Source organism: uncultured Nostoc sp. (assembly GCF_964245575.1).
In the GTDB taxonomy this organism is placed as follows: domain Bacteria; phylum Cyanobacteriota; class Cyanobacteriia; order Cyanobacteriales; family Nostocaceae; genus Nostoc.
Map to the genome: position 1 here is coordinate 12,990 of NZ_CAXTNP010000043.1, position 22,292 is coordinate 35,281.

At 43.1% G+C, this 22,292-nt stretch carries 15 protein-coding genes; 12 read left to right on the plus strand and 3 right to left on the minus strand.

Translation table 11 applies throughout. The features are described from left to right. Positions 1-156 precede the first annotated feature (156 nt). The 9 genes from ACFFAP_RS09690 to ACFFAP_RS09730 all read left to right on the plus strand — a co-directional run bounded on the left by ACFFAP_RS09690 (position 157) and on the right by ACFFAP_RS09730 (position 12,214). On the plus strand, positions 157-1,647 hold the full coding sequence (locus tag ACFFAP_RS09690; protein WP_375511017.1) for an amidohydrolase family protein: 1,491 nt from the start codon (positions 157-159) through the stop codon (positions 1,645-1,647). A gap of 124 nt (positions 1,648-1,771) precedes the next feature. Next, positions 1,772-3,253 carry an amidohydrolase family protein gene (locus tag ACFFAP_RS09695; RefSeq protein ID WP_375511018.1) on the plus strand — a complete coding sequence of 494 codons (1,482 nt, stop codon included), beginning with the start codon at positions 1,772-1,774 and terminating at the stop codon, positions 3,251-3,253. A gap of 312 nt (positions 3,254-3,565) precedes the next feature. Beyond that, a complete protein-coding gene (locus tag ACFFAP_RS09700) occupies positions 3,566-4,747 on the plus strand; it encodes an acyl-CoA dehydrogenase family protein (protein WP_375511019.1) in 1,182 nt (393 codons plus the stop codon). A gap of 103 nt (positions 4,748-4,850) precedes the next feature. After that, a complete protein-coding gene (locus ACFFAP_RS09705) occupies positions 4,851-5,672 on the plus strand; it encodes a class I SAM-dependent methyltransferase (RefSeq protein ID WP_375511020.1) in 822 nt (273 codons plus the stop codon). A 439-nt stretch (positions 5,673-6,111) separates the two neighbouring features. Then, positions 6,112-7,218, plus strand: a complete 1,107-nt coding sequence (locus ACFFAP_RS09710) for an aliphatic sulfonate ABC transporter substrate-binding protein (protein ID WP_375511021.1) — start codon at positions 6,112-6,114, stop codon at positions 7,216-7,218. Between the two features lie 36 nt (positions 7,219-7,254). Continuing rightward, positions 7,255-8,118: a TauD/TfdA dioxygenase family protein gene (locus ACFFAP_RS09715; RefSeq protein ID WP_375511022.1), complete on the plus strand. Its 864-nt coding sequence runs from the start codon at positions 7,255-7,257 to the stop codon at positions 8,116-8,118. A gap of 470 nt (positions 8,119-8,588) precedes the next feature. Further along, positions 8,589-9,617, plus strand: a complete 1,029-nt coding sequence (locus ACFFAP_RS09720) for a sulfonate ABC transporter substrate-binding protein (RefSeq protein ID WP_375511023.1) — start codon at positions 8,589-8,591, stop codon at positions 9,615-9,617. Between the two features lie 214 nt (positions 9,618-9,831). Continuing rightward, on the plus strand, positions 9,832-10,869 hold the full coding sequence (locus tag ACFFAP_RS09725) for an aliphatic sulfonate ABC transporter substrate-binding protein (RefSeq protein ID WP_375511024.1): 1,038 nt from the start codon (positions 9,832-9,834) through the stop codon (positions 10,867-10,869). A 301-nt stretch (positions 10,870-11,170) separates the two neighbouring features. Then, entirely contained in the window at positions 11,171-12,214 is a 1,044-nt protein-coding gene (locus ACFFAP_RS09730; RefSeq protein ID WP_375511025.1) for an aliphatic sulfonate ABC transporter substrate-binding protein, read from the plus strand. A gap of 22 nt (positions 12,215-12,236) precedes the next feature. Here ACFFAP_RS09730 and ACFFAP_RS09735 read toward each other — a convergent pair whose 3' ends face one another. After that, a complete protein-coding gene (locus tag ACFFAP_RS09735; protein WP_375511026.1) occupies positions 12,237-16,187 on the minus strand; it encodes a PAS domain S-box protein in 3,951 nt (1,316 codons plus the stop codon). 613 nt (positions 16,188-16,800) lie between these two features. On the opposite strand from ACFFAP_RS09735, the gene ACFFAP_RS09740 reads away from it, so the two are divergent. Both ACFFAP_RS09740 and ACFFAP_RS09745 read left to right on the plus strand, forming a co-directional pair. Then, the gene (locus ACFFAP_RS09740) at positions 16,801-17,085 is read left to right on the plus strand and encodes a hypothetical protein (protein WP_375511027.1); all 285 of its coding nucleotides are present in this window, start codon (positions 16,801-16,803) and stop codon (positions 17,083-17,085) included. A 152-nt stretch (positions 17,086-17,237) separates the two neighbouring features. Next, complete coding sequence (locus ACFFAP_RS09745; RefSeq protein WP_375511028.1) at positions 17,238-19,436, plus strand: CHASE2 domain-containing protein; 2,199 nt, start codon at positions 17,238-17,240, stop codon at positions 19,434-19,436. A gap of 128 nt (positions 19,437-19,564) precedes the next feature. Here the strand turns inward: ACFFAP_RS09745 and ACFFAP_RS09750 are convergent, their stop codons facing one another. Then, entirely contained in the window at positions 19,565-19,720 is a 156-nt protein-coding gene (locus ACFFAP_RS09750; protein WP_375511029.1) for a hypothetical protein, read from the minus strand. Between the two features lie 293 nt (positions 19,721-20,013). Here ACFFAP_RS09750 and rnhA point away from each other — a divergent pair, with 293 nt between their 5' ends. Beyond that, positions 20,014-20,922, plus strand: a complete 909-nt coding sequence (gene rnhA / locus ACFFAP_RS09755) for a ribonuclease HI (protein ID WP_375511030.1) — start codon at positions 20,014-20,016, stop codon at positions 20,920-20,922. 52 nt (positions 20,923-20,974) lie between these two features. Here rnhA and cruG read toward each other — a convergent pair whose 3' ends face one another. Next, positions 20,975-22,198, minus strand: coding sequence for a 2'-O-glycosyltransferase CruG (gene cruG, locus ACFFAP_RS09760; protein WP_375511031.1), 1,224 nt, complete (start codon positions 22,196-22,198; stop codon positions 20,975-20,977). Positions 22,199-22,292: the final 94 nt, after the last annotated feature.

The following is a 22,292-nucleotide window of genomic DNA, read 5'->3' on the forward strand; positions in this document are numbered from 1 at the left end:
GCTCAAAGGCTCAACTTCCAAGCTCAAAGGCTTCCTAGTTCCCTCCTAACCAATAATTCCTTGATGGTACAGAGCAAGTATCTGTGGAATCAATCTAAAATCGAAAATCTAAAATCCAAAATTGTTTAATCAATTTGAAAATTCAAATAAAATGCTATGACTATTGCACTAGACCGTCCACAGAAAACTAAGTCTGCTCAAATTCGGGAAAAACTGGGTTATCCGATCATCGATACTGATGTACATACCCAAGAATTTCCCCCAGCATTCTTAGACTATTTAGAGCAAGTTGCTGGAACTGCGATCGCACAACGTTTTCAAGAACACTTACCCGGTGCATCTCGCTCTAAATGGTTCAACCAATCTTGGGATGAACGCCGCACTTACCGCACCGCCCGCCCTCCGTTTTGGACTCGTCCCACTAACGATCCCTTAAATTTAGCTACCGTTAGTTTGCCAAAGTTGCTGCACGAACGCTTACAAGAAGCAGGTACAGACTTTGCCGTTGTGTACCCCAACTTGGCAACAATGGCACCACACATCGGTCATGAAGAGATGCGGCGGGCTGTTTGTCGTACAGCGAATACTTACCATGCTGATATTTTCCGTCCTTATAGCGATCGCTTAACACCCATAGCCGCCATCCCCATGCATACGCCCGAAGAGGCGATCGCAGAGTTGGAATATGCGGTGAAAGTGCTGGGACTCAAAGCAATTCAAATCCCCGGACATATCCGCCGCCCGATTCCCGCGTTCGAGAAGTACGGTGAAGAAGTAGCCAACGAAGCCATCTGGATTGATACCTTTGGCTTGGATAGTAAGTATGATTACGATCCCTTCTGGGCGAAGTGCGTAGAACTTAAAGTTGTACCCACCACTCACTCTTCCGGTATGGGTTGGATCAATCGGCGTTCCATTAGCAATTACCAATACAACCATATTGGTCACTTTGCATCGGCTGGAGAAGCACTGTGTAAATCTCTATTCTTTGGTGGTGTAACTCATCGCTTCCCCACACTCAAGTTTGCCTTTTTAGAAGGAGGTTCAGCTTGGGGTGCTAGTTTGTACACCGATTTGATTTGGCACTGGGATACCCGCAATAAAGACCATTTGGTAGAAAATAACAATCCTGCCAATGTTAATTATGAAGAACTGCTAGAACTATATACCCGTTATGGTGGTGAATTAGTACATGGTCGTCTGGATCAACTAGGCAGTGGTTTAGGTTTCCACGCTGACTTAATATCTCCCTTAGAGCCAGGTGATTTGGATGAATTTGCTGTTGCGGGAGTTACCAAGCCAGAGGATATCCGCGATCGCTTCTTGAATCACTTCTACTTCGGTACAGAATCAGATGATACCCGTGTAGCTCAAGCTTTTAACCGTAAAGCTAATCCTTATGGCGACCGTGTTAAAGCCTTCTTGGGTTCCGATTCCGGTCACTGGGATGTACCTGATATTACTGCGATCGCCGCTAATACCTATTCAATGGTAGAACGCAAGATTATCACCGAAGAAGATTTGCAATATTTCCTGTCAATTCATCCCTTGGAGTTGTACACCAGCCTGAATCGTGACTTCTTCAAAGGTACGGCTGTCGAGAAAACCGCAGATGAATTTTTGGCTGGGAAAGGCATTAGGGAGTAGACAATACGGTTCGGTTTAAGAGACGCGATAAATCGCCGTCTCTACAAAGGATTGATTCTTGTAAAGACGGCGATTTATCGCGTCTTTGCCAATGCCTATAAACATTTGATGAGGGTAAACTATCATGACGATCGCTCTAGACCGCCCACAAAAAACCAGGTCTGCTCAGATTCGGGAAAAACTTGGTTATCCGATCATTGACACCGATGTACATACCCAGGAATTTGAACCAGCAGTCTTGGATTATTTAGAGCAAGTTGGTGGAACTGCACTTGTCGAACGTTTCAAAGAGAATTTACCAGGATCTTCCCGTTTTAAGTGGTATAAGCAAACTTGGGAAGAACGTTTTGCTTATCGCAGCAATCGCCCTAACTGGTGGGGTCGTCCCACAAAAAATACTTTGAATTTGGCTACCATTAGCTTGCCCAAGTTACTGCATGAGCGTTTGGAAGAAGCAGGTACAGACTTTGCCATTGTATATCCCAACTTGGCAACAATGGCCCCGAATATCGGCAACGAAGAAATGCGGCGGGCTGTTTGTCGGGCAGTTAACACCTACCATGCTGACATTTTCCGTCCCTATAGCGATCGCTTAACACCCATCGCCGCCATTCCCCTGCACACTCCCGAAGAAGGGATTGAAGAATTGGAATATGCAGTGAATGTTCTCGGACTCAAAGCAATTCAAATTCCTGGTTACGTCCGTCGTCCAATTCCTGCCTTTGAAAAGTATGGCAAAGAAGTGGCTAACGAAGTGGTTTGGATTGATAACTTTGGTTTAGATAGCCAGTATGATTACGATCCATTTTGGGCTAAGTGCGTAGAACTGAAAGTTGTACCCACAACTCATGCTTCTAGCCAAGGTTGGACAACTCAGCGTTCTGTCACCAACGCCCAGTACAATCACATTAATCACTTTGCCTTTGCAGCAGAAGCATTATGCAAATCGCTGTTCTTTGGTGGAGTTACCCGCCGCTTCCCACAATTAAAGTTTGCCTTCTTAGAAGGTGGTTCAGCTTGGGGTGCTAGTCTATACGCTGATATTATTTGGCACTGGGAAACCCGCAACAAACAACATTTGTTGTCAAATAACAATCCTGCCATTATTGACAAGGAAGCACTGGTAGAGTTGTATACTCGTTACGGTGGCGAACTTGTAGATGGACGCTTAGATAAAATTGGTGACGGTTTAGGATTCCACCATCAACTATTGGCTCCAGAAGATCCAGGCGAACTCGATGAATTTGAACTCGCAGGAATAGAGAAGCCAGAAGATGTGCGCGATCGCTTCTTGAATCATTTCTACTTCGGTACGGAATCAGACGATACCCGTGTATCTCAAGCATTTAATCGGGCAGCTAATCCCTTTGGCGATAGAGTTAAAGCCTTCTTAGGTTCCGATTCCGGTCACTGGGATGTGCCTGATATCACCGCCGTTACTGCCAACGCCTACTCAATGGCAGAACACGAAATCATCACCGAAGAAGACCTCCGCTACTTCCTCTCAATCCATCCCTTGGAGTTGTACACCAGTCTCAATCAAGACTTCTTCAAGGGTACAGGTGTTGAGAAAGCCGCAGATAAATTTCTAGCGACTGGGGACTAGGGGCTGGGGACTAGTACCGCAAGGCGGAAGTCAAAAGTCAAAAGTCAAAAGTCAAAAAGCTTATAGGACAGACTTTTTGGCGATTTGGAATGGGTGGTTTTTTTACGCCGTGCTGTACTAGGGGGATAAAGAGAATAATCCATGCCCAGTCACCAATCCCCAATACCCAGTCACCAATTCCCCCCTTTACAACGTTCCATGTTCCATTTCCTCTGTTCACTTGTAGCGTGGGCCTTGCCCACTCTACATTTCTCCTAAATTCTGCGTCTGATTGCTGCCTACTGCTGAAACAAAACCAAGGATGATTTGATTATGGTGCTAGATATTACAAAACCAAAGGATTACATTGACCTAGCAGCTTCTCTATCCAAGGAACTTGCTCAATCCGCAGTTGAACGGGATGCCCAAGCCGGAGTTCCAGAAGAGGAAATTAATAAACTACGTGAGAGTGGACTGCTACCACTGATTGTTCCTAAGCAATATGGTGGAATTGGTGCAACTTGGATTGATGCCTTAAAAATTGTCAGAAAGCTATCAAAAGCAGATGGTTCAATTGGTCAGTTGTATGGTAATCATCTCAATTTGACAGCTTTGGGTCACGTTTCCGGTACGCCATCCCAAAAAGAAAAATATTATAGAGAAACTGCTAAGAATAACTTATTTTGGGCAAACGCCATTAATACGCGGGATACAAGGCTAAAAATTAACCCAGAAGGCGATAATTTTCGTGTTAATGGTGTTAAAAGTTTTGGTACGGGTATTTCCGTTGCAGATTTGCGGGTATTCTCGGCTTTAGAAGATGGCGTAGAATTGCCCTTTATATTTATAATTCCTAAAGACAGAGAAGGGTTAGTTTCCAATCAAGATTGGGACAATATTGGGCAACGTCGCACTGATAGCAGTAGTTATACATTTAACAATGTTCTAGTAGAGAAAGATGAGATTTTGGGCCCATCCAATCCCCCTGATAGTGCCTTCTCAACTTTTCTTGGCATTATTGCCCAGCTAACAAAAACCAACGTTTATCTGGGAATTACTAAAAAAGCCTTCGCCGCCGCTCGTGAGTACACTAAAACTACTACTAAACCGTGGATTACATCAGGCGTAGATAGTGCTACTCAAGACCCATATATTCTGCATCATTACGGAGATTTTTGGGTAGAAATTCAAGCTGCGATCGCTCTAGCTGACCAAGCAGCCGAGAAGGTGCAAGCAGCATGGGAAAAGGATGCAGAACTCACTCATCAAGAGAGAGGAGAAGTAGCGATTGCAGTTTCCGCTTCCAAGGCATTAGCTACCCGTGTAGGTATAGATATTACCAACCGCATCTTTGAAGTTACGGGAACTCGTGCCACTGCAACTAAATATGGATTTGACCGTTACTGGCGGGATTTGCGAACCTTTACCCTCCACGATCCTGTGGACTACAAATTGCGAGCGATCGGCGATTGGGTACTTAACGATCAGCTACCCGTAATTACGCAATATTCTTAGGGCATTGGTTATTTCTCTTTCCACCTTAAGAGCCTTTCCTACTCCCTCATCCATACAGACGCGATTCATCGCGTCTGTACATGCTCCTTAATCCAAAATTGATATGACTCAACTAAAAACACTTCCTACCTACGACCCAAGTTTATTTGAGGGAGCCGCAGAGGGCTACGCTCAATATAGAACCAAATACCCACCGATTGTATTCGACAAACTAGCGGAAATATTTAATCTCAATGGTCAAGGACGACTCCTTGATTTGGGTACTGGGGCAGGATTAATTTCAATTCCTCTACGAACCAGATTTGAGGAAGTTGTTGCGATCGATCCCGATCCAGAAATGATTGCAGAAGCTAAACGACAAGCAGCAGCAGTCAGAGCAAATAATATTACTTGGTTAGAACAAGGAGCAGAGTTAATCGACTCTAGTTTAGGGAAATTTAAATTAACCACTATTGGTAGAGCCTTCCACTGGATGGAACGCGAATTAGTCCTTGAGAGCCTTTATGAATTACTTACTGATGATGGTGGACTAGCACTGCTTCAGACTGGTGACAACCCTTGGGAAAGCAATCTACCTTGGAAACAAGCTGCTGTTGGAGTAGTAAAGAAATGGTTAGGTGATAAGCGGCGGACTGGACAACGAGGACAAGGTACTCGCAAGCCAGTCGATCCTCCCCATGAAGTCGTAATTGCCAATTCGGCTTTTGCTCGTCAAGAAACCTATGAAGTGCCATTTGAAAAAGCTTGGACTGTCGATAGCTATCTCGGCTACCTATACACTACAGCCTTCTCTCTGAAAATTTTCTATGGCGATAACGCTCCAGCATTTGAAACGGATCTCAAAGAAGCGCTACTAGCAGTTGAGCCATCTGGACATTTTACAGAAGAACTCAAAGCTACAATTCTAGTCGCTTGGAAGCACTAGTACCGCAGGGCGGAAGTCAGCCTCTTCCCTACGGGACGCTGCGCGAACGGGGAAGTCAAAAGTTTTGTATATCAAGGCTTTTGTAAGTTTTAAAATGGTGGCTTGATTGACGCCGCGCTGTACTAGCAAAATTGAACACGAACAAGACAGAATTTCACTCACAAGTTTCAATCTTCCAATAGCACCATATTGGAGTGGGATTTTCTCACTCCAGTTCCTAAATTTTCCCTGCTAACTATTAAACTTTCAGTTCATTGAGTCGTTGCGGGGTGGGTAATACCCACTCTCTTACCTAATTTAATAAATAATTTTAATTTTAAAAAAATTATTTATTAAATTTTAAATTTTAAATAACTTAGTAAATAAGATTTTTTGTTTTTTACATTGCAATTAATCATCATTGTTCTAACCACCTAGAGGGAAATTAATAAAACAACTCATGCCAGCTTTAAAAGGAAAGTTTGAATTCAGAAAAAGCCAGAAAACAACACGTCGTTCCTTGTTGTTTGCTCTCGGTTACTGCTTAATGCTATCGACGACCTTATCAAGTTGTAGTGAAGCAAAAAATAACACTCAGCAGTCGGCAGCTTCCCCTGAGTCGGTAGTTTCATCTAGCACTACAGAGAAGTCAACAGAGAAGCAAGTAGTACGGATTGTGCGTTCAAAACAACTTACCGCTTTGGCAGTTTTAGAAAAGCAGGGTTCCTTAGAAAAGCGATTAGAGCCTCTAGGTTTTAAAGTACAGTGGCCTGAGTTTGCTGCTGGGCCACAACAGCTAGAAGCCTTGAATGCAAATGGACTGGATATCGCATCTACAGCCGAATCGCCTCCTGTATTTTCACAAGCAGCAGGAGCGCCTCTTGTTTATCTAGCTACTACACGCCCTAGTGGTAAAGCTATTTCACTTTTAGTTCCTGTAAACTCACCGATTAAAAGTGTTAGCGATTTAAAGGGCAAAAAAGTAGCTTTCCAGAAAGCCTCTATCGGTCACTACTTATTAGTTAAGGCATTAGAAGATGCGGGATTGAAACTGAGTGATGTCCAATCAGTTTTTCTACCGCCGCCAGATGCAAATGTGGCATTCAGTCAGAACAAGGTGGATGCTTGGTATATTTGGGAGCCATTCGCTACCAGAAATGTACAAAATAAAATAGCTCGTGTTTTAGCAGATGGTGGTAAGTTGCGGGATACTGGCAACTTTTACTCAACCTCACGCCAGTTTTATCAGGCTCATCCTGATGTAATTAAAGTGTTTCTAGAGGAGCTAGAAAAGGCAGAAATGTGGACTAAGGATCATCCCAAAGAAGTAGCACAACTGCTTGCTCCTGTAACTCAGCTAGATCCACCTACTTTAGAAATAATGCATAAGAAATATGACTATGGGCTGCTACCGATTACAGAGAAAACCATTACCAAGCAACAAGAGGTTGCAGATAAGTGGTACAGCTTAGGACTTATCCCCAAAAAAGTGAATGTTAGAGATGGTTTTTTGACGCCTGAAGAGTACGGCAAAATTACTCCCTCAGAGGTGTTAGCGAATAAGTAGTTATCCCAAGAATCAACTAAAATACAGGAGAATGTGATGGCGACCTTAACTTTGACAGAGGTTAAAATTAGGTCTATTGATGCTCCTTTGGGAGCCATAGTTACCAATCTTGATGCCAGTCAACCTATTGCACCTGAAGTCATATTACAACTTAAGCAAGCTTTGCGCGATCGCCACATCTTAATTTTCAAAGACCAAAAGCTCTCTGATCAAGAACTTTTGAACTTCGCTTTATACTTTGGCGCACTCTTTGTACCATCTGATGAAACTCCAGTATTGGCTTCTAAACCAGGAGAAACTCCGGTGGTAATTCCGATTTCTAATGTCGATGGTGGCTACACCGGTACTGGAGAATTAACTTTCCATTCTGACCACAAATGGACTCCCACTCCATCTAGTGGTTCGCTTCTTTATGCTTTGGAAATACCTTCTCAAGGTGGAAATACTTATTGGTTAAATACTAATTTAGCCTATGAGGCATTAGATGAAACCACCAAAGAACGGATTGCAGATTTACAGCTAATTACTTATAACCCATTTTTGCAAGACCGGAATGCACCCCGCTCTTTGTATCGTTTAGACAAGAGTATTCCTTTAATAAGTCCGATCTTTCCCCATCCTTTAGTTAGGACACATCCAGAGAGTGGTAAAAAGCATCTTTACTTAGATGCCGCTACAGAAGTGGAAATTGTCGGATTAGAGCCGGAAGAAGGATTTAAATTGGTTGAACAGTTACGTAAGCATTTAAATCAACCCAAGTTCTACTACCAACATAAATGGTCTATAGGTGATATTGTCTACTGGGATAATCAAGCTACCTTGCACTACCGTCAAGCATTTGATCCGAATGAGCGAAGGGTCTTGAAACGGGTTAGCCTTGCAGGTAGTCGTCCATTTTAACCTCTATATCTGAAGTAGAGATGCAAGAAATTGCATCTCTAAAAAGCTAGAGTTATAAGTAAAATTTATCTGCAATATTTTTTAAACAGGACAAGACAAAAAGCTTGAAGAACTACGTTTAATTATTTTAAAGTAACTATAGTAAACAATATATTATTTCTTTTTAAAAGTATAAATATATTTGTTATTGCTTCCCTAAAACAACTATATAAATTTTATTGAGTAATTATATTTTTGCTAAAAATAGTGTTTATAAATACTTCATTTAGAACAATAAACTAGATAATATATAGACGATAATTGATAGTTAAAAACATTCATAACTAGCTTGAAAACTACATTAATCAAACTATTAAAAGTTTGATTAATGTAGTTTTCATGAAAGATTGATTAAGCCTGGAGTTAAAAAAATGTTTAGCAAGACTCTAAAAAATAATTCGACACTAATCAGTAAAATTGCATTATTTGTAATGCCTGGTTTTTTCGCTTTATCTACCACTTTAATAAGTTGTACGTCACTCAGCAATAATACAAATAATGCAGCTGGCACTAAAGCAGAGACAGCAGCAACAAAAGCTATTACTTTTAAAACAAAAGTGCTGCGAATGGGGTATCAAAGCTCTGGTGATTTAGTTAGAGTGACAGGAATTTTAGAAAAACGTTTGGAACCCTTGGGTGTAAAAGTTGAGTGGGCGCAATTTGCCCAAGGGCCGCAACTCATGGAAGCGATGAATGTCGGTAAAATTGATGTTGGTTTAGTTGGAGAAACTCCTCCCATTTTTGCCCAAGCGGCTGGTGCCAGGATCGTCTATCTTGCTGGTAGAAGAATTACTGCTACTTCAGGTAAAGGGAGTGCGATCGCAGTTCCTAAAGGTTCTCCAATTAAAACTTTAGCTGATATCAAAGGTCAAGAAGTCGTCTTTCAAAAAGGTTCTGCTTCTCACTATTTTATTATCAAAGCTTTAGAAGAAGTAGGCTTAAAATATAGTGATATTAGAGTTTTGAGTATGCCCAATGTCGAAGCCCGTGGTGCATTTATTCAGGGCACTATTCAAGTTTGGGTAACTGGTGATCCTCACTTAGCTTTGGTAGAAAAACTCCACGGTGCGCGTGTACTGCGAGATGCCACAAATATTGGAACCCCAGGCGGATATTATGTGGGAACACGCGAGTTTGCTAAGGCAAATCCTGAATTACTTCGGATTATCTTGGAAGAAATTGATAAAAACGGTCAATGGGCAGAAGCAAATCGTAAAGAGGTAGCCAAACTCATAGCACCGGTACTTAAAATTGATCTACCCATTCAAGAAATAATTTCTGGACGCGCTAATTATCGAATAAAAGGAATTACTCCAGAGTTGATGAAAGCTCAACAAAGTGTTGCAGATTTATTTTATAACGAAAAAATATTACCCAAAAAGATTGATGTTCAAGAAGCATTGCTCACCCCTCAAGAATATGCAGCTATTACTCCACCAACACTGATAAGTGAAAAGTAGAGAATAATCAAATATGAAGTTTGTTTTTTTAAACAAACTAGAATACCAATTTCCTAAATGCAAAAGGAGATTTGCTGAATTAGCATAATCTCAATTTTTAATCATAAATTGGTGTTTTAGGAGGTTTAAATAGCAACTTCCTATTATCTTACTTGCTGAAAGAAAGTAAGACTGACAACGTAAAAGCTAAAACTTACAAGGAAAATCACAACTCATGATCAAGCCATTTCAACCACAACGCCGTACAGTTTTAAAGCGTATTGTCCAATATTCAGTACTCGGACTGTTTACTTTATCATCTTCCTTGGTGGGTAGCCTTGTGCAAAGCACCCAAGCGCAGACAGCCAAAGTAATTAACTTGGCGTATCAAGCTTCTGGTGATATTGTCAAGTCCAAAAAAGCTGTTGAGCCACGTTTCAAAGCATTGGGTATAACCGTGAATTGGGTTGGGCCATTTGCAGCAGGGCCGCAATTGATAAAAGCGCTGAATGAAGGTAAAGTGGATATCGGTACTCTCGGAGAGACACCTCCAATATTTGACCAAGCCGCACGCCCAGGCCTCATCCCTGAAGTTGTCTATCTTACTGGACGCACGCCCACCGATGGTACAAACCAAGGTATTGTGGTGAAAGCTAATTCTCCCATTAAGAAAGTAGCGGATCTTAAAGGTAAGAAAATTGCTTTTCAGGTAGGGTCGAATGCACAGTATTTACTAGCAAAAGCTTTGAAAGAGGTAGGGTTAAAAATTAGCGATATTCAAATCGTTGCTTTGACTCCAACTGAAGCCCGCGATGCCTTTATTCAAGACAAGGCTGACGCCTGGGTGGGTGGTGATCCCCTTTTAGCTGCTGTGGAAAAGACTACCCCGATTCGGAATCTGAGAAATGCAAAAGGAATTAACACTCTCAACGGGTTTTATATTGGCAGGCGTGCATTTGTCACCCAAAATCCGCAATTGGTGCGAGTGTTTTTAGAGGAAGCAGAGAAGGTAGGAGAACAGGCTGAAAAAGATCCAAGCGATTATGCCAAAATTTTAGCTGATGAACAGAAATTAGATCCATCAGTTGCACTAAAGGTGGCAAGCCGTCGTACTTATAAATTGAGAAGACTGACACCTGCTATCATTGCCGAACAGCAGGGCGTTGCTGATTTCTATTTTGCAGAAAAAGTCATCTCGCGTAAGATAGATATCAAAGAAGGGATTCTTTCTGATCTAGTATATAAAGCTATCATACCTGATAATATCAAGTAACGATAAGCACCCAGAGGCAGGTTTATTCAGCTATTAACTTGGGTGGCTCTATTGGTTTGGCAAGATGCTTGTGAAATCATGCTGAAAGCACCTATTACACTGTAGCGGAAGTTTGCCTACCTTTAACAACGGGCTTAACAAGTTAGTTGAGCAACTTGTTAAGCCTATTGTCTGGTTAATTGAGATGGATGATAGGTAGATTAGCAAAAATCGAGTCAGGAACAAAAGAACAGGCGATCGCAAACCTCTTTACAGATGTGATTTGGGACTGACGATTAGTTGTAACTAAAATATTCCAGTAATGAAAATACCATTTATTCCACAACGCCGCACAGTTTTAAAACGCATTATCCAATTTTCTGTATTGGGATTGTTTACTCTATCAACTCCCTTAATAGGTAGCTTAGTCAATAACGCTCAAGCACAAAAAAAAGCTAGTTTTACTGCTAAAGTGATCAACTTGGCATATCAAACTTCAGGAGATATTGTCAAAGTCAAAAAAGTTGTTGAGCCACGTTTCAAAGCATTAAATGTGACTGTAAATTGGGTTGGGCCATTCCCCGCCGGGCCGCAACTAATAGAAGCGATGAATGCAGGTAAGGTGGATATCGGCAATGTCGGAGAGACACCGCCAATATTTTCCCAAGCCGCAGGTATCACAGAAGTTATCTATATTGCTGGACGCACACCCAGCAAAGGTGCAAACCAAGGTATTATAGTCAGAGCTAATTCTCCAATTAAGAAGATAGCGGATCTTAAAGGTAAGAAAATTGCTTTTCAGAGGGGATCGAATGCACACTATTTATTAGCAAAAGCTTTGCAAGAGGTGGGGTTAAAAATTAAGGATGTTAAAATTGTTGGTTTGACTCCATCTGAAGCCCGTGACGCTTTTATTCAAGACAAAGTTGAAGTTTGGGTAGGTAGTGACCCTTTTTTGGCTCTTGTGGAAAAAATTATCCCAATTCGGAATCTGAGAAATGCAGCAAGAATTAATACTCTAGGCGGCTTTTATCTTGGTAGGCGTCAATTTGTCACCCAAAATCCCGAATTGGTGCGAGTATTTTTAGAGGAAGCAGACAAGGTAGGAGAATGGGCTGAAAAAAATCCAACTGAAGTTGCTAAAGCTTTTGCTCCTGAACTTAAATTAGATGTATCAGTTTTAGAAAAGGTGGCACGCCGACGTACTTTTAGGTTGAGAAGACTAACACCTGGCATTATTGCCGAACAACAGCGCGTTGCTGACTTTTATTTCCAAGAAAAAATCATTCCCCGTAAAATAGATATTAGAGATGCGATCCTTCCTACTCAACTAGATGTAGCTATTACTCCTGTTCGTCTCAAGTAACGATAAGTACCTAAAGACAGGTTTATTCAGCTATTAAGTTAGCGATCGCATCTACTAATTCGGCTGGCTCTACTGGTTTGGCAAGATGCTTGTCAAATCCGGCTTTTAGTACTTGCTTGGCGTTCATTTCTCCAGCATAGGCAGTAAGTGCGATCGCTCGAATTTGCCCTCCTTGCTCTGGTGGCAGTGTTCTCAACTGTCGCATGAACATACATCCATCCACTTCTGGCATCCCAATGTCGCTTAAAAGTATATCTGGCAAGGATTGGCTTAAAGCGGCTAGTGCCTCATTTGCTGATGCCACTGCTGTCACATTTGCCCCATACTGCTCTAGTAAGAAGGCAATAAATTCTCGCGTATCTGCATCATCATCCACTACTAAAATATTGACACCATTTAAATTAGAGGATGTCTCTGAGTCACTACTTTCCTGTTTAATCTCTAATTGATTTTGGATCAACGGGAGTCTCACGGTAAAAGTTGCCCCCATATCTTCACCCCTGCTTTCTACCTGGACTGTCCCGCCATGCAGTTCAACTAAGTGATGGACGATCGCTAACCCTAACCCCAGTCCACCAAACTTTCTGGTGGTGCTGCTGTTCTCTTGGCGAAAATATTCAAACACGTAAGGCAGAAAATTGGGATCGATGCCTTTCCCTGTGTCGCTGACGATAATTTGAGCGTAAAGCGGGGAGTGGTTTGGTATTTCTTTACCCCCTACTCCCAATTCCCTACTCCCTACTTGTTCCAGTCGAATATCAACCCGTCCCAGAGCAGGTGTAAACTTAACTGCATTTGAGAGCAGGTTCCAAACGATTTGCTGCAATCGGCCAGAATCACCTAAAACTTGTCCCAAATGTGGTTCTAGGCTGATGTGCATCTCAATGGACTTCGCTTCTGCCGATAACCGCACTGTCTCCATTGCTGCCGAAATCACAGATGTCAAATCAACTGGGTAGATATTCAGGCTAAGTTTACCTTGTAAAATTCGGGAGATATCCAGCAAATCTTCAATCAGTTGAGCCTGTAACCTAGCATTTCGCTCAATAGTCTTCAGCGCTTGAGGGATTGTCTTTTCATCAAGTTTTTTGGTTTGGAGTAGCTTTGACCATCCTAAAATTGGGTTGAGTGGCGATCGCAATTCATGAGAAAGAACTGCTAGAAACTCGTCTTTAATCCGGTTAGCGTTTTCTGCTGCTTCCCGTGCCGTTTGCTCTGCCTCGTATAGGCGGGCCCGTTCCATCGCTTGAGCGCACTGCTGTGCTAGTGCCAGGATAAAGGGTTGGTCATCTTGGTTAAACTCCTGAATTTCGGCAAAAGCTAGAGACATTCCACCTATGGCTCGTCCCTCAATGAGCAATGGAATCGAAATCCAAGCTCTGTAATTATACCGTGCATACTCCTGAGCTAAATGTGAGTAACGAGCAACCCTTGTTGTTGTTGGCTCTTGCCAGATAGGCTGTTTGGTTCGTACTGCTTCTGCCAGTGGTGCGGATGTATGAATAGAGAATCGACGCCATGAATCTACCGCTTCCTGTTCATAACCTACTGCACGGACAATTTCTAGTTCAGTGCCGCTTTTAGTCACTAGTGCTACTAAAGCAGAACTAGCTCCCAAAGCTGCCATACCTTGCTCTACAATTACTTCAGCAACCTGTGCCGGAGTGATAGATTCAGAAAGTGCGGCGGTAATGGCTTGCAGACGCGCAGTGCGAGATGCTGCCCGTAAAGCCGCCTGTTGAGATAGCTGTGTTTCTGTATAGAGTCGGGCATTATCAACGGCTACGGCAGCACGGCGAGCTAACTCCTCAGATAACATTAGGCTTTTGGTATGGTAGCGACGACCTGAAGAAGATACCAAAGTCATAGCTCCCAGCACCCGTCCCCGAACTATGAGCGGTACACTAATGCCACATATAGGATTTAGTTCTTGCAAGATTTTTTGATGACTGGCATTATGGCTTACCGCTTGTATCTGTTCATCAGAAATAAAATGAGTAATTTGAGATTTACCTGTCCGTATTACCTCAGCAACACCTTGTGTTCGGGTCAAATCAGGTGGGTAATTTTGTAACTGTTCTACTAGTTCTTGTTTCGCTGGCTCGGCATGGACTGCTGCAACCCGGCGGACTAATTGATTGTCACAAATAATATCAACTAAGCACCAATCAGCTATTTCAGGCACTGCCAAACGCGCTAAACTGGCTAAGGTTGTCTCGTAGTCTAATGATGCAGCTAAAATCTCACTAGCCTCAGCTAGAAAACGCTGCTCCTCCTCTACCAGCTTACGCTCTGTAATATCCCGCGAAGACGCCTGCATTTCTAAAATTTCTTTAGTTTGGCGATCGCGGATAGCTCGAAGAGTTGCTTCCAACCAGATATAATGTCCGTCTTTGTGACGAACGCGGTGAGTAGTAGTATAAATATCTGGTAAATTGGCATTGACTGGATAATTCCTAGCAATCTCTGCCAAATCGTCAGGGTGAACTAACTCCTGGCTGGGATGACCTACTAGTTCCTCTGGTTGATACCCCAATACTGTGTAGCAAGCTGGTGAAATGTACAGAAGAGTTCCATCTACTCTATGGCGTGAAATAATATCAGTTGAATTCTCAGCCAGTAGCCGAAAACACGCCTCACTCTCGCTCCGTTTTGCCTCTGCCTGTTTGCGTACATTAATGTTACGTAAATAAACTGATAACCCTGTGGGTGAAGGATAGGCGCGAACCGCAAACCATACATCAAAGGGTGGGTAATAATCTTCAATTTCAAGCGGTATTCCTAGAGCAACTGCCCTTTGATAAAGTTGACCAAAGCTAGTACCAGCCAATTCTGGGAACTCTTGCCACAAATTTTTTCCGAGCAGATCCTCGCAGGAACGCCCCAGATTTCTGCTTCCCTGATCATTGAGGTAGGTGAAGCGCCACTCACTGTCAAAGGCAAGAAAGCCATCAGTGATCCTCTCTAAATTCTTGGTAACTTGCTCTTTGGCAGCTTCAGCCTCAACACGAGCCGCTTGCTCCCGCTCAAATAGCTGTTCACGCTCGACTTCTGCCTGTTTGCGATCACTGATTTCTTCGCAGATTGCGCCCACCCAAGTAATATCACCTGGTAGTTTAATCGGATAATAATTTACCGACCAGTGCCGCAGCTTTCCAGGCGCGGCGGGTGTCTCTCCACTGCTTTCTTGGGCAATAGATTCTCCCGTTTCCATCACATGGTGGAAAGCTTCCATGACCGTAGAATCTACCCCAGGTAGCACTTGGGCGACGGTCTTACCGATATGCACCTCTTGGGGAAAACCGTTAATTTCAGCTAAAGCGTCATTCAACCTAACGTATCTTAATTTCTCATCCCATAGACCAATACCTATAGGTGCGTTATTGAAGAGGGTATCAAGTAGAACGTTAGCTTCAACTAAGCGAGTCTGTTCTGTTTTCAGTAGCGCCAGTAATTGCTCACGTTCTGCCTCAGCTTGCTTGCGTTCGCTGATATCTACGCACATTCCTACCCATTCCTCGATTTCGCCTGTTTCATCAAGTATAGGCACACCGCGTATCTTCATATAACGGTATTCGCCGTCATGCCGCAGAACACGATACTCGGCAACTGCAACGCTGCGTCCAAAAAAAGCCTGTCTCCAAATAGCAGCTACAGATGTACGATCATCTGGGTGCAGTGCGTCAACCCAACCCCATCCTTTATATTGTTCGGGACTTTGCCCAGTGAACGCCTCCCAAGTCGGAATATCTTCAACAACGTTGCCCCAAGGCCCCGCACTCCAAACGATGGATGCGCTTGCTTCTGCCAGTGAGCGGTAGCGTGCTTCACTATGACGCAGATTTTTTTCTACTTGCTCCTGTTCGCCCAAATATTGCCGCAAATCTGTAACCTCTTGAGCTTTTAGATGATCAATTAAATCTTTAACAAGGGGAAAATTTTCTTTTCCAATCGAGACACCTAATGTTTCCAAAATCCGGCGAGATTTTTCCTCACTTTACTTACAGTAACGACAAATTTCGCTGCTGCTTAATGAACTGATCAATCTGAGTGGCATCGCACTCATCATTTGGAGTAAATTAGTGTCAGGCTCTAAAAGTTGGTTGCTAAAAAATTTGATCACACCTAATATTTTATTGTCTCCTGCCTCCTGCCTCTTTAATCACAGTCTCTGCTCCTCATTTTTTCAAGTATCTGGCTAAAAGCGCTTCACCGGGTTCTCCCATTTAGTGTAATAGCTCTTTAATTTGTTTCATAGCCAGTGGCTAAGGTCGTGTCCGTCCGTTTTGCCATCGGTTTATACTGTGGAACGAAACCCCTAATATCGTTGCCAGTTTTACCTGTGAAAGTTTGAGGCACTGCCGAGTCTAACAAACTAACTATGCAATCCTTGGCTGTTCGACTGAGGCATCAGCTAAATATATTTTTATTTTTCTAGTAGATATTGGAATATAGCAGATGCTATAACTCTCACTACATCTATCTAGAGTTATAGAGGTTGCAAGTTGGTGATTATGTACTATATCAACTATTATGCAACCTATTTAAGCTAGTAATAGAGCTGTTTCAATCGAGGGAATAAAAATATGAGGGTTTGGCTTGCCTGCTTTTTTGTGTTATTTGCCTTAGCGGAACTGTTTGACTGGTTGCAAGAATTTAATTTGCCATTACCTATCTATATTTTGGGTGGCGCTTTTTTAGCTGTTGCTTCTAACTATGATAAAATATTTGACTCCTATTTTGCTGATTCAAGCATTGAGGCATCACTCGAACAATCCCAGTTAGATTCACTAACCCCATCTACTAATCCTATTTCTTTCCCAATTGCCAGTGCTGTTGAAGATGCTCAAACATCTCAAACGGATGATTAGCTGCATAGCCCAATCGCTTGTCTAGTCTCTAAGCAGCAAGTAAACTGCTACATTAATATAGAAGCTCAGGTTAATCAGCTTTTAGCCTAGAGTCAGAAAATTAACTTCTGTGCCTGCAACATCTACCCAATTCAGGCTACCGCCGCAACGCCGTGATTAGTGGACTATTAGAAAAACTCCGTGTCCCCTTTGTTAAAGTTCAGGATTCCCGTGAAACTTCCAAGAGCAAAAGCTGGTTGCAAATTATTTTAATTACCAGTGTAGGAGTCACCGCCTTGATCTGGGGAGTTCGTGAACTCAAATGGTTGCAGCCTTGGGAGTTGAGAGTTTATGATCAGATGTTGCGATCGCGTCCAGCACAAGCACCTGATCGGCGGATTTTGCTGGTAAAAATTACTGAGGAGGATCTCAAACGAGAGAAATGGACTCTATCTCCTCGTACAATCAATCAGCTGTTAAAAAAAATAGAGTCTTATCAACCGCGAATTGTTGGTTTATATCTTTTCCAACCAGAAGACAACTATTTAGCGGCTAATTTGCAAAATCAAGATAACATCATCAGCACCTGTTTGTTCAGCAGCTTGGGTAGAGATGAAATTCCACCGCCGCCTAATGTCCCTATAGATAATGTTGGGTTTAGTGATGTGGTTGCTGACAATGAAAACGACCAAATTATTCGCCGCAGTTTGTTATTTGCTCACTCTACAGACAAGAAATGTACAACATCATTTACATTTGGTGCGCTCATAGCAATTAATTATCTGGAAAAACAAGGCATTGAATACCAGTTTACTAATAAAGGAGATTTTCAGTTAGGTAAAATCCTCTTCCCGCGTTTACAACCGAATTCCGGTAGTTACGAACATCTGGATGCAGATGGCTATCAAATATTATTAAATTACCGTCACCCCAATAGCCTCGCTGACAAAGTAACCCTGACGCAAGTCCTCAATGGACAAGTCAGCCCCAGTTTATTTAAAGACCGTCTTGTAATTATTGGCACTACAGCAGCTAATCTCCCTCCAGGTGGTTTTTATACACCCTACAGCGCTTTGCCAGATCAACCAGCCAAAATGCCTGCTCTGTTTATTCATGCACAGATAGCGAGTCAACTCATTAGTACAGTGTTAGATGGGCGACCTCTAATTTGGTACTGGCCCGACTGGGCGGAACTTATTTGGGTGTGGGGCTGGTCGCTTTTAGGTAGTGTTTTAGCATGGCGGTGGCAAAATCCGTTGCTGTTGCTATTGGTAGTAGGGACAACTCTACTTGGCTTAATAGGAATCTGCGTTGCTTTGTTTTTGCAAGCCGGATGGATACCATTAGTTCCCTCTGGCCTGGCTTTGGTGATTAGTAGCATCTGTGTGATTACTTATACGAATTACCAAAATCAACGACAAACTCAGGTGATTATTCTGCAAGTTGAAAAACAACAAGAAGCGATCGCCCAATTAAATGTACTCTTAGAAGATAAAACAGCACTTCCCGACTCCTATCTTGATTTTCCTCTCCCAGTTGATTCACAAGAAATAAAATCAGGTGATTTGCTTTTGGGTGGACGCTACAAAATATCTCAAGTTCTTGGTGCAGGTGGATTTGGCCGCACTTATTTAGCACAGGATACTCAACGCCCAGGTAATCCGATTTGCGTAGTTAAAAAGTTAATGCCAGCCCGTCAAGATACACGATTTTTGCAAGTTGCTCGTAGGTTGTTTAATAGTGAAGCTGAAATATTACAATGTTTGGGTAAACATGATCAGATTCCCGAACTACTTGCTTATTTTGAAGATGACCAAGAATTTTATTTGATTCAAGAATATATCGAGGGACATACTCTAAGTGAAGAATTACCACCTGTGCGGAATGTACAAAACGAATCATTTGTGATTGAGATGCTTAAACAAGTTTTAGAAGTTCTAGAATTTGTTCATCAACATCGAGTGATTCATCGTGATATCAAACCGGCTAATATTATTAGATGCGCTCAAGATAATCGGCTGGTATTAATTGACTTTGGTGCTGTGAAATTGATGCAACCACCGAGTAGTGAGCAAACAGAATTAGCCACAGTAGCCATCGGGACGCGGGGTTATGCACCTTCAGAACAATTTGCCGGTCATCCGCGCTTATGCAGTGACATTTATGCTTTAGGAATGATTGCCATTCAAGCCATAACTGGGATACCACCGCAAGAACTCCACCCAGATCGAGAAACGGGGAATGTGATCTGGCGGCAAACGGTGCAAGTGAGTGAAGAATTAGCGGCAATTTTAGATAAAATGATTTGCTATCATTTTAGCGATCGCTATCAATCAGCCGCCGCAGTTTTACAAGATTTGAAACGTATGTAGCCCTGGCGATTAAAAATCGCGGAACCATTCAAACAAAGTCCGCTTACACGAACTAACGGACAATTAATGCTTTCCAACCGGGAAAGGCGGCTTTTGTCTGTGTAACCGTGACTTTCAGTCGCCTGGTGCTATTTAAACACAACCTTCTGCATTGTTATTGCATCGGCAAACAATGGCATTGCACCGGCAAACAATGGCATTGCATCGGCAAACAATGGCATTGCACCGGCGAACAATAGCATTGCATCGGCAAACAATAGCATTGCATCGGCGAACAATGGCATTGTATCGGCAAACAATGGCATTGCATCGGGTTACAAAAATTACAGCTATTTTCAATTAAATAGATCACGCAGTAAGGGCACAGCAATGCTGTTCCTTTACCAGAAATATGGTTCAAATACATGAAAACTGCTGCAACTCACCTTAGTTTTAACATAATCTTCTCGCCCACATCCTTAGCTACCTTAGCTAGGTGCGAACCAGTATAATAGCCTGGATATTCTTTAAAAAAATTTGCCGCTAATAACTCTTGCCTTTGCGTCCTTAGCGTCCTTCGCGGTTCGATACCCTAACCATGTCCACTCAACCCACAATCCAAAGCATATACACCGATGGTGCTTGCACCGGAAACCCTGGCCCTGGCGGTTGGGGAGTTGTCGTCTACTTCAGCGATGGCTCAATCCACGAAATGGGCGATGCATCCCCTCATACGACTAATAATAAAATGGAAATGCAAGCTGCGATCGCAGCCCTGCAATTTTTGCAAACATCTCAACAAACCCAACCTATCATCCTTCATACTGATAGCGAATACCTAATTAACTGCGTTACCAAGTGGGTTAAAGGCTGGAAAAACAAAGGCTGGAAAAAGTCAGATGGTAAACCCGTCCAAAACCAAGACCTTTTGGAAACTCTCGATGAACTCAATACCCAACAGGTAAAATGGCAACACGTCAGGGGACATTCTGGTAACATAGGTAACGAACGTTGTGATGCGATCGCTCGCACCTATGCAAGTGGTAATATCCCGCTACTACAACAATTATCACCCACAGATTTTTACAACTCTTTACCTGATGCCAGCGAACTAAATGTAGCAAAAGTAGCTGATTCTGAAAAAAACTCTCGAATAATTAACCAAAATACCCAACAAGTCAGTACTTCTGCACCAGAAATAACCGTTATGGAACTATCAACTGGGCCAGTTGCGGCCACAACCGATGAAAAACCTCCAGAAATGAGGGTTTCGCAACTCCGCAACTTGGTCGAAACTCTGCGTATCGCGGACGAAATTTCTGAAAAAGGCTACTTAATCACCAGCTCTGAGTTAGCAGACTTGATGGATGTCCATGCCAGCGCTGTTACCAGTCGGGGAGATCAATGGCGCTGGCGAAACTGGATAGTGTCACGGGTACGCCGTGAAGGAAATCAAATTCTTTGGGAACTGGAACGCGGGGATCAAGTAGGAGGTGAAGAGGAGTAGGGAGTAGGGAATAGGGAATTTCACTTACTCACCACTCACCACTCCCCACTCCCTACTCCCCCTCTTTTGCACTATATTTCCGTCCCCGCCACTCGCGTGGCTTGCGGAACGCAGATAAGAAGATTCGCAGCACAGCTAAGGGATCAGCCAAAGGTGAAAGCCAGAATAACCAGCCACCTTTAGCGCTTTTGCGATCGTAAGAAGGTGCGATCGCAATTAGCATAGCAAAGCGAATTACCACCAAGAATAAATTTAGTCCTAGCAGAAGAAGTGGGGGAGTGGGTAGAGACGCGATTAATCGCGTCTGTGGGGGAGAAATCAACAAAAAAGTAAGGATAATTAAAAGGGGTAGACCTTGAACAGATGTGAGTAGCCATAAATCTCCCCACAACTGCGAACGAGAAGTTGCATCTTTGAGGTCGAGACTCCGCCCCCATTCCTTCCACGTCTCCATCGCCCCTTCATACATCCGTACTTTCAGCACCTTTGCGCCATCTAAAAAGCCTACTTTATACCCTTGAACAGCAATATTTCGTGCCAAAGTGACATCATCACAAAAAGAACCACTCGCACTGCTATAGCCACCCACAGCAGCTAAAACGGAGCGGCGACACAAAAAACACTGCCCATTTGCCATCACCCGTTCTGCTTGCTCTGTATTGATCCCAGCCGGGTCAAATCTGTAAAGCAGAGTCATCAACAAAGCCGGTTGTAGCCAGCACTCTCCCGGATATTTGAGAATGAACTGGGGTGAAAGGGAAACGAGGTCATAGCCCTGTGCTTCGGCCGTCTTCACCAAACCAGCAACCAAACCAGGATGCGGTTGAATATCAGCATCTAATCCCAGAAACCACTGACTACCCTCAGAGCTAAATAGAAAACCGTTATGCAACGCCCAAGGACGCCCCACCCAACCAGAGGGTAAGGGGTCATCTGTCATCACGCGAAAGCGCGGATCTTTCTGCTGTGTCGCTTTTACCAAGTCGGGGGTACCATCAACAGACTTGCTGTCTACGACAATAATTTCCCTAACTTCGTAGCTTTGATGACTTAAACCAGCCAACAGAGGGCTAATGCGAAGTGCCTCGTTCAGCGTGGGAACGACGACGCTAACCTTACCCAAAAGCTCCAGTGTGGGCTGTTGTGGTTCTATTGGAGGAAGCCGTCTTGGCCCCTTTAGCAGGCGCGAAAACAGGATTGCCGTTGCTGGTACTTGGATAAGTAGCAATAAAAGCGATATGGCGCTTTCTACTATCAAAGCGTTGTCATTAGTCATTAGTCATTGGTCATTAGTCATTAGTCATTAGTCATTAGTCATTGAGCATGGGGCATGGGGCATTGGTTATTAATTCTTCTCCCCCTGCCTCCCC